Genomic DNA, 9,319 nt, shown 5'->3' with positions numbered 1-9,319 from the left:
GCTCCGAACTCGTTTTCAGAAGCCCGCGCGGAGCGCGCTTCGACGAACATGGAGCAGACAATGACCAGACGATTCACCAAGCCCGTTCTTGCATTTTCCTTGCTCGCATCGCTGGTGGCGATGTCGGCAACCGCCAATGCGGGCGTGACGATTTCCGATCGGCGATACTGGCCGAGCGAGGTCGGCCCCGGGTCGTATCATACCGTCATCGCCCAACGTCCCACGCGCGATTCCTTCGCTGCGGCCGAACCGGGCATCTCACCCGCGATGTCCGCACCGCGCGATATTGGCGCGCCAACGACGCGCTACGTGGGCGGACCCAAATCCTCGATCGCGCCGTCTCGAGGCTTTTAGCGCCGGCGATTTGCTCGTCGTTAACGATCTCTCTCCCGGAGCAAGCCGGTGATATCCCGCCCCTGGCCAAATCGTGATAGCGGCCCGGTTTGCGGGCTCCGCCATGACGTGCGACAATGGCAGATGCTCCTGAAACGGTTTGCCAATGCTGTGGTGATGCTGCTGGTCGCGTCCGGGCTCTTGCTCGCACCGCTGGCAACCCCCGTGCTTACCGGACCTGCTTCGGGCGCCGCTCAGCATGACGACGTGCTGGCGAAGTCGGACGACACCCCGGCGATGTCCGGCGACTTGCAAACCATGTCGGATGACGCTCAGGCCATGGCTGACGACATGCCCTGCTGCCCGGGCGACGCCGGGATCAAGGATTGCGGGTCGTGCCCGTTCGTGGCGCTGTGCCTGCTCAGCATCTCTCTCCCCGCACCGTCCGGCGCCATGGCGTTGATCGAGCGTCACGCCCGGCACAATTCGCTCGCGCTGAGCGATGATCTCTTGACCGACGGCCTCGGCGCAAAGCCCCCCGACCATCCCCCTCGAACCCTCGTCTGATCGGCGCTCACGCGCCTGATGATCGTGCGCGCCGCAATCGCGCACCATTACCTGCCGCCTCGCTGCATCCCGGATTTTCGTGTGTGGCTCCGGCGGCACCATCAGACCAATCGAGGAATTGAAATCATGAAAACGTCCAACGCCGCGCGCGCCGCCATGGCCGCGCTGATCGCCGCCGCGTTTGCGACCTCCGCACGCGCCGAAATCAAGAACTACGAATTCCAGCTCGTGCAGCCGACCGTCAAGGCCGGCGCCGATCGCATCGTGACGGTGCGACTGGTCAACAAGACTAACGGCAAGGCGGTGCCCGATGCGGTGATCTTCGCCAGCCGGCTCGACATGGCGCCCGACGGCATGCAGGAGATGGCCACCAAGGTCACGCCGATGCCCGGCACCGAACCCGGCACCTACCGTTTCAAGGCCACCTTCGGCATGGCCGGGCGCTGGCAGCTCTCGCTCGGTGCCAAGGTGCAGGGCGAGACCGGCACGGTCGAAAACAAGCTCGTCGTCACGGCCGAGAAATGACCCGCACTCGCCTCATCGGCACTGCCGCTGCGATCGTCGCAGCGGCAGGTCTCGCGCTGTTCGCCGCCGGCGTCCTGCGGCCACAGCCCGACGTCGGCCAATTCGTATCCGCCGCGAACGCCGCGGATACGGGCACGCCCATCTATTATCAGGACCCGGACGGCAAGCCGCTCTATTCGCTGACATCGAAGAAGACGGCGGACGGCCGCGACTATCGTGCCGTGCCTGCGGGCGCGGACATAAGCTTTGATGAGCCCGAGCAGCCCGCGGTGATGGCTGCGGCCGAGGCCAGGGGCGATCGCAAGGTCAAATACTACCGCAACCCAATGGGTCTGCCGGACACCTCGCCGGTGCCGAAGAAGGACTCCATGGGGATGGACTATATCCCTGTCTACGAAGGCGACGATAGTGACGACGGTTCCGTCCGGCTATCTCCGGGCAGGATCCAGCGTACGGGCGTCAGGTCCGAGCCCGCTGCGCTCCGCACGATCCGCACGAGGGTCCGTGCCCCCGGCGTCATTCAACTCGACGAGCGGCGAGTCTCCGTCATCTCGATGCGGTCCGAAAGCTTCATCCTGAAAGTCGCCAACGTGACGACCGGCTCCCACGTCGTGAAGGGGCAGCCTTTGATGGAGGTCTACAGCCCCGCCGTCGTGTCGGCGGCCGCCGAATATCTCGCCACCATCACGTCCAAGACGACGGGCGGTGACCAGACCTACGGCCGCGGTTCCCGTCAGCGACTGATCAACCTCGACGTACCGGAGGCCGCCATAGCGGCGATCGAGAAAAGCCGGAACGTGCCGACCTCCGTCGAGTGGACTGCGCCACGCGATGGCATCGTCCTGGAGCGTAGCGCGATCGAGGGAATGCGCGTGCAGCCGGGCGGCGTGCTGTTCCGGATCGCGGATCACTCGGTGATGTGGGCGTTGATCGACGTAGCGGAACGCGATCTGGGCATGATCTCCAAAGGTCAGTTGGCTACCGTGCGGGCCCGGAGTTTTCCGGGCCACGAATTCTCGGGGAAGGTCGAAGTGATCTATCCCGAGATCAACAAGGAGACCCGAACCGCGCGCATCCGCGTCGAATTGCCGAACCCAGACCTCGCGCTGCTGCACGACATGTACGTCGACGCCGAGATCGACACCGGGACGGGCGAGCCGGTCCTGACCGTCCCAGAGAGCGCGGTGATGGATACCGGCAGTCGGCAGGCCGTCTTCGTCGACAAAGGAGAGGGCCGGTTCGAGCCGCGCGAGGTCAAGACCGGCCATCGCGGCTCGGGATACGTGGAGGTCAGGCAGGGTGTCGCCGATGGCGAGCGCGTCGTCGTGTCCGCCAACTTCCTGATCGACGCGGAGAGCAACCTGAAGGCGGCGCTCAAGGGTTTTGCCGAAGGAGCCCAGCAATGATCGCCCGCCTGATCGCCTGGTCGGCCCGCAATCTGCTGCTGGTGCTGTTCGGCGCCGGTTTCGCCGCGGCGGCCGGCATCTACGCGCTTGTCCATCTGCCGCTCGACGCCATTCCGGACCTCTCCGACACCCAGGTCATCGTCTACACGGAGTATCCCGGCCAGGCACCGCAGGTCATCGAGGACCAGGTGACCTACCCACTCACCACGGCGATGCTGACGGTGCCGAAGTCGAAGGTCGTTCGCGGGTTCTCCTTCTTCGGCGTCTCCTTCGTCTACGTCATCTTCGAGGACGGCACCGACATCTACTGGGCGCGCTCGCGCGTGCTGGAATTCCTCAACGGAGCTTCGTCGCGGCTGCCCGCCGGGGTCACGCCGACGATCGGCCCCGACGCGACCGGCGTCGGCTGGGTCTACCAGTACGCCGTCATGTCGAAGGAATTGAATCTCGCCGACACGCGTACGATCCAGGATTGGAATCTGAAGTTCGCGCTGGCCAAGGCCGAAGGCGTCGCCGAGGTGGCGAGCGTCGGCGGCTTCGTCAAGCAGTACAACGTGATCCTCGATCCGCAGCGGATGCGCGACCTCGGCATCACCATGCAGAAGATGCGGGACGCGATCCGCRCCAGCAACGCCGACGTCGGCGGGCGGACCGTAGAGCTCTCCGAGTTCGAGTACGTGATCCGTGGAAAGRGCTACATCAAGTCCATCAACGACCTCGGCAACATCGTGCTGAAGACGAGCAACGGCACGCCGGTTCTGCTGCGGGACGTCGCCCGGGTCGAACTCGGGCCCGACGAACGCCGCGGCACCACCGAGCTCAACGGCGAAGGCGAGGTCGCGAGCGGCATCGTGCTGCAGCGCTTCGGCGTCAATGCGCTCGACGTCATCGAGAACGTCAAGAAGCGGTTCAAGGAGATCGCCTCCAGCTTGCCGAAATCGGTCGAGATCGTGCCGGTATACGACCGCTCGAACCTGATCTACGCAGCCATCGACACCCTCAAGCACACCCTGTTCGAGGAAAGCGTCGTGGTCGCGCTGGTCTGCATCGTGTTTCTTCTCCACGTCCGTAGCGCTTTGGTGGCGATCCTGATGCTGCCGGTCGGGGTGCTGATGGCCTTCGGGGCCATGAAGCTGCTCGGGATCGGCTCCAACATCATGAGTCTCGGCGGCATCGCGATTGCGATCGGCGCCATGATCGACGCCGCGATCGTCATGATCGAGAACGCGCACAAGCATCTCGAGCGGGCGGAACCCGGCCGCTCGCGGGTCGCGATCCTGATCGAGGCAGCATCGGAAGTCGGCCCGGCGCTGTTCTTCAGCCTGCTGATCATCACCGTCTCGTTCATGCCGATCTTCACGCTGGAATCGCAGGAGGGACGGCTGTTCAGCCCGCTCGCCTTCACCAAGACGTTTGCGATGGCGGCGGCGGCGCTATTGTCGGTCACGCTGGTGCCGGYGCTGATGGTGATCTTCGTCCGCGGCAGGATCATCCCGGAACACAGGAATCCGATCAACCGCTTCCTGATCTGGATTTATCGCCCGGTGATATCAGGCGTGCTGCGCGCCAAGACCCTGGTGATCCTGCTTGCCCTCGGCGTGCTCGCCGGCTCGGTCTGGCCGGCACGGCAGCTCGGCACCGAGTTCATGCCGAACCTCAACGAAGGCACCCTGCTCTACATGCCGACCACCCTGCCCGGCATTTCCGTGACCAAGGCCGCCGAGCTGATGCAGACCCAGGATCGCATCATCCACTCGTTTCCCGAGGTCGCCTCGGTCTACGGCAAGGCCGGCCGTGCATCCACCGCGACCGATCCGGCGCCGTCGGAGATGTTCGAGACCATCGTCAACCTCAAGCCGAAGCAAGAGTGGCGTGCGGGCGTGACCGTCGACAGCCTGATCGCGGAAATGGACAAGGCGCTGCAGTTTCCCGGCGTCTCCAACGCCTGGACCATGCCGATCAAGGCGCGCATCGACATGCTCTCGACCGGCATCCGCACCCCCGTCGGCGTCAAGGTCATCGGCCCCGACCTTGCTGGCATCGACAAGCTTGCCCGGCAAATCGAGCCGGTGCTCAAAGCGGTGCCCGGCACCTCCTCGGCTTACGCCGAGCGCGGCCTCGGCGGCTACTACCTCGAGATCACGCCGGACCGCGAGGCGTTGTCGCGCTACGGCGTCATGGTGCAGGACGTACAGGATACGATCGCGACGGCGCTCGGCGGCCAGACGGTGACGACGACCGTCGAGGGCCGCCAGCGCTTCACCGTCAACATGCGCTATCCGCGCGATCTGCGCGACAATCCGAAGGCAATCGCCAGCGACATCCTGGTCCCGATGCCGGGCGGCGGTGCCGTTCCCCTCGGCGAGGTCGCCACCGTCACCCCAGCACGCGGACCGAGCTCGATCCGAACCGAGAACGGACAGCTCGCGACCTACATCTATGTCGACATTCGCGATCGCGACCTCGGCGGCTACGTCGCCGATGCGCAGCGCGCGGTGCAGGCCAGCATCCAGTTCCCGCCGGGCTATTATGTGGTCTGGAGCGGACAGTACGAGTATCTGGAGCGCGCCACCGCACGGCTGAAAATCGTGGTTCCGGTGACGCTGCTGATCATCTTCCTGCTACTCTACCTCAACTTCCGCTCGATCACCGAAACCCTGATCGTCATGCTCTCGTTGCCGTTCGCCCTGGTCGGCGGGCTGTGGCTGATGTGGTGGCTCGGCTTCAACCTGTCGGTCGCGGTCGCTGTCGGCTTCATCGCGCTCGCGGGCGTGGCCGCCGAGACCGGCGTGGTGATGCTGATCTACCTCAACCAGGCGCTGGCCGAGACCCGCGCGCGCTGTGCCCTGGCGGGCCGCGCCGTGACTCGCGTCGAACTGCGCGACGCAATCATGCACGGCGCCGTGGAACGCGTTCGCCCGAAGATGATGACGGTGGTCGCGATCATGGCCGGCCTGCTGCCGATCATGTGGAGCACCGGCACGGGATCCGAGATCATGCAGCGCATCGCGGTCCCGATGATCGGGGGCATGATTTCATCGACTTTGTTGACGCTGATCGTGATCCCCGCGATCTTCGGACTGGTGAAAGGGTTCGGGCTGCGCTCGGCCGATGACGCGATCGTGCCTGAGCGGATTTCGGAGGCCGCCGAATGAGGCCGCGGTGTGTTGCGAGTTGGTCGCAGTCGCGCGGGGACGCAAGGCTGCGACGTTGAGTTCCCCACACGTTACACTATTGCAGGTCGACACTGTTCCCGCCGTCATGCTAGGCCAGCCGGACCGATAGCGAGAATGATTTCGTGCTTCCGAACCGACGGCCTTCGAGACTTCGCCATCCGCGCAACTGGCGTGGGCTGGTGGCTGTGCTCGTCGCGGTGATGTACCTCCTGTCGGGTGCGCTGCATGGCGCTCACGACATCGATGTCACCTCCCCGTCCGGCGGCTCGGAGATCGCCTCGATCCTCGACGACGGTTCGACCGGCCATGGCGATCACAAGGCGTTCGCCGGCCACCACTGCCACGGCTGCTTCTCCGTCGCCGTCGCACTGCCGGTGCAGCCCGACGCCGCGGCCGACATCGTTGCCACGCCGATTCCACATCGGCAGCCCGCCCTTGTCGGCATCGCGCCCGATACGGACTCCCCGCCCCCCAAGCACCTGACCTGAACGGATCAGCCGGGCGCGCCCCATCGCGCCCATCGGTTCTCCTTCACAGGTTCTGTTCATGTTTTGCAGGCGACTAGCTGCGCGCATCGCGTGCGCGCTGGCTATTCTCATCGGCCCACCCCTGGTGCTGGCTTCACACGCCCAAACGCTGACGATGCGCGCTGCGCTCTCGCGCGCGCTCGCCGCGAGCCCGCGCCTGACGGCAGCGGAGCGCGATGTCGGCATCGCCACGGGTCAACGCATCCAGGCGGGCGCTCTGCTCAATCCGGAACTGTCGTACGAACAGGACAATTCGTTCGGGTCCGGCATCTACCGCGGCACCAAATCGGCTGAAACCACGCTTCAGATCAGCCAGGCCTTCGAGCTCTTCGGCAAGCGCGACGCGCGGATCGCGGCGGGCGAAGCCGGCATCGAGGTCGCCGCGATCCAGCGCAAGGCGATCCGGCTCGAGGTGCTGTCGGAAACCGCTATCGCCTTCCTGAGCGTGCTCGGCGCGCAGCGCAGAATCCAGATCATGGAAGAGCAGATCGCCGCGATCGACCGGCTGACGCCGCTGCTGCGCCGCCGGGTCGAGGCCGGCGCCTCCTCGCCGGCCGAAACCGGCCGCGCCGAGGTCGCCTCCGCGCTGGTCAAGGCCGATCGCGAACGCCTCAAGGCGACGCTGGCGAGTGCCCGGCGCGAGCTGGCGGTGCTGATGGGCGATCCAGCGGCGAAATTCGGAGAGGTCTCCGGCCGGCTCGACACCACCGGACGGCCGCCCTCCTTCCAGGCGGTGGTCGCCGCCATCGATGCCAATCCGCAATTGGTGCGCTGGACCGCCGTCTACGCCCAGCGCAATGCCGAGCTGTTGCTGGCCCGGCTCAAGCCTTATCCGGATGTGCGGATCGCGGCCGGCTGGCGCCATTTCAACGAGACCAATGACGACGCGGTGCGCCTCACAGTCTCGGTCCCGATTCCCGTGTTCGACCGGAACCAGGGCAACATCCTCTCGGCGCAGGAAAGCCTGGCCAAGACCAGGGCCGAGCGCGAGGCCAACCGCAACACGCTGATCGTGATCGCCGGGCGCGCCTACGACTCGCTCCAGGGCTCGCTGCGCGAGCTCGCGGTATTGCGCGAGACCGCGATTCCGAAGGCACAGGAGGCGGCCGAGGCGATTTCGCAGGGCTACGGCCAGGGCCGCTTCACCCTGCTCGAAGTGCTCGATGCCCAGGCGAGCGTCGCTCAGGCCCGGCTGCGCGAGCAGGAGGCGCTCCAGAACTTCCACGCAGGTGTCGCCACCATCGAAGGCCTTGTCGGCAATCCATTCTCGCTCGCCCGGGAGGGCGCAAGATGAAGACATCCTCCACCATCCTCGTGGCGATCGTCACGGCCGCACTCGGCGCCTACGGTTACGCGATGTTGGCGCCGGCCCGCGTTGCGCCATCCGAGCATGCCGCGGACAAGAAGCCGGAGAAGCCGAACGACCACGTCGAGCAGGACGAGCACGGCGCCGATCGCATCCGCATCTCCGACGTCAAGCTCGCCGCGGCAGGCGTGACGCTGGCGGAGGCTGCGAGCGCCACCCTGACCGACACGCTCGCCTTCAACGGCATCTTGCGCGCCAACCAGGAAGCCGTGGTGCAGGTGACGCCGCGCTTTCCGGGCGTCGCCAAGTCGATCCTGAAGCGGATCGGCGACAAGGTCGGCAAGGACGAGCTGCTCGCCGCGATCGAGAGCAACCAGAGCCTCACCGTTTACGAGCTCAAGGCGCCGATCGGCGGCACCATCATCGACCGCCAGATCTCGCTCGGCGAATATGCCTCCGAGCAGAAGCCGGCCTTCGTGGTCGCCGATCTCTCGAGCATCTGGGTCGACCTCTCGATCTACCGCCAGGATCTCAGGCGTGTTCGCATCAGTGACGAGGTGCTGATCGATCCCGACGACGGCCGCGGCGAGATCAAGGGCACGATCTCCTATATGGCGCCGATCGGCAGTAGCGAGACCCAGACCGCGCTCGCGCGCGTCGTGCTGCAAAATCCCGACGGCCGGCTCCGCCCCGGCCTGTTCGTCACCGCGCGGCTGATCCTGACCGCACGCAACGTTGCCGTTGCCGTGCGCAGGAGCGCGATCCAGACGCTGGAGAACAGGACCATCGTGTTCGTCCGCGAGGACGGCGACAAGATCGAGGCGCGCCCGGTCGAGCTTGGCGATGCCGACCCGACCTTCGTGGAGATCCGCGCGGGGCTTGCGGCCGGCGAGCGCTACGTCGCGGAGAACAGCTTTGTGGTCAAGGCGGAGATGGGCAAGGGAGACGCCGATCATGATTGAGCGCATCCTCGCCGCGTCCATTCGTCAACGATGGCTCGTGATCCTGTTCGCGCTCGCAGCCGGCGCCTTCGGCGCCTGGAATTTCACGCGCCTGCCGATCGACGCCGTGCCCGACGTCACCAACGTCCAGGTCCAGATCAACACCCGCGCACCCGGCCTGTCGCCGCTCGAAGCCGAGCAGCGCATCACCTTCCCGATCGAGACTGCGATGGGCGGCCTGCCGAAGCTCGACTACACCCGCTCGATCTCGCGCTACGGCCTGAGCCAGGTCACCGTCGTGTTCCAGGACGGCACCGACATCTATTTCGCGCGCCAGCTCGTCAACGAACGCATCCAGCAGGCCCGCGACCAGCTGCCTGCAGGCACCGAGGTCGCGATGGGGCCGATCTCGACCGGCCTCGGCGAGATCTACGTCTATTCCGTCGAAGCCAGGCCCGGCGCGAAATCGGCGACCGGGGCCGATTTCACCCCGACCGAGCTGCGGACCATCCAGGACTGGATCATCAAGCCGCAGCTC

The 9,319-nt window shown here is 65.9% G+C and carries 9 protein-coding genes; all 9 read left to right on the top strand.

The genetic code is table 11. The features are described 5' to 3' along the window. Positions 1-354: hypothetical protein (locus ACXJL8_RS24430; protein WP_456685727.1), on the top strand; the 354-nt coding region annotated here is incomplete at its 5' end. Between the two features lie 123 nt (positions 355-477). After that, positions 478-900 carry a hypothetical protein gene (locus ACXJL8_RS24425; protein ID WP_456620163.1) on the top strand — a complete coding sequence of 141 codons (423 nt, stop codon included), beginning with the start codon at positions 478-480 and terminating at the stop codon, positions 898-900. 126 nt (positions 901-1,026) lie between these two features. Then, on the top strand, positions 1,027-1,425 hold the full coding sequence (locus ACXJL8_RS24420; RefSeq protein ID WP_456620164.1) for a FixH family protein: 399 nt from the start codon (positions 1,027-1,029) through the stop codon (positions 1,423-1,425). Continuing rightward, the gene (locus ACXJL8_RS24415; protein ID WP_456620165.1) at positions 1,422-2,831 is read left to right on the top strand and encodes an efflux RND transporter periplasmic adaptor subunit; all 1,410 of its coding nucleotides are present in this window, start codon (positions 1,422-1,424) and stop codon (positions 2,829-2,831) included. The genes ACXJL8_RS24420 and ACXJL8_RS24415 overlap by 4 nt, the downstream gene beginning before the upstream one ends. After that, the gene (locus ACXJL8_RS24410) at positions 2,828-5,986 is read left to right on the top strand and encodes an efflux RND transporter permease subunit (protein WP_456685726.1); all 3,159 of its coding nucleotides are present in this window, start codon (positions 2,828-2,830) and stop codon (positions 5,984-5,986) included. Before ACXJL8_RS24415 ends, ACXJL8_RS24410 begins: the two co-directional genes overlap by 4 nt. 143 nt (positions 5,987-6,129) lie before the next feature. Continuing rightward, complete coding sequence (locus ACXJL8_RS24405) at positions 6,130-6,495, top strand: hypothetical protein (protein WP_456620167.1); 366 nt, start codon at positions 6,130-6,132, stop codon at positions 6,493-6,495. A 58-nt stretch (positions 6,496-6,553) separates the two neighbouring features. Next, positions 6,554-7,828, top strand: coding sequence for a divalent metal ion exporter subunit IhpA (gene ihpA, locus ACXJL8_RS24400; RefSeq protein WP_456620168.1), 1,275 nt, complete (start codon positions 6,554-6,556; stop codon positions 7,826-7,828). Continuing rightward, a complete protein-coding gene (gene ihpB, locus ACXJL8_RS24395) occupies positions 7,825-8,802 on the top strand; it encodes a divalent metal ion exporter adaptor subunit IhpB (protein WP_456620169.1) in 978 nt (325 codons plus the stop codon). Before ihpA ends, ihpB begins: the two co-directional genes overlap by 4 nt. Beyond that, the coding region (locus ACXJL8_RS24390) for an efflux RND transporter permease subunit (protein WP_456685725.1) at positions 8,795-9,319 on the top strand (525 nt) is incomplete at its 3' end. The genes ihpB and ACXJL8_RS24390, both read left to right, overlap by 8 nt.

Source organism: Bradyrhizobium sp. P5_C11_2, from assembly GCF_054049755.1.
The sequence above is the reverse complement of the archived record's forward strand: the minus strand, read 5'-3'. Positions and strand labels throughout refer to the sequence as shown.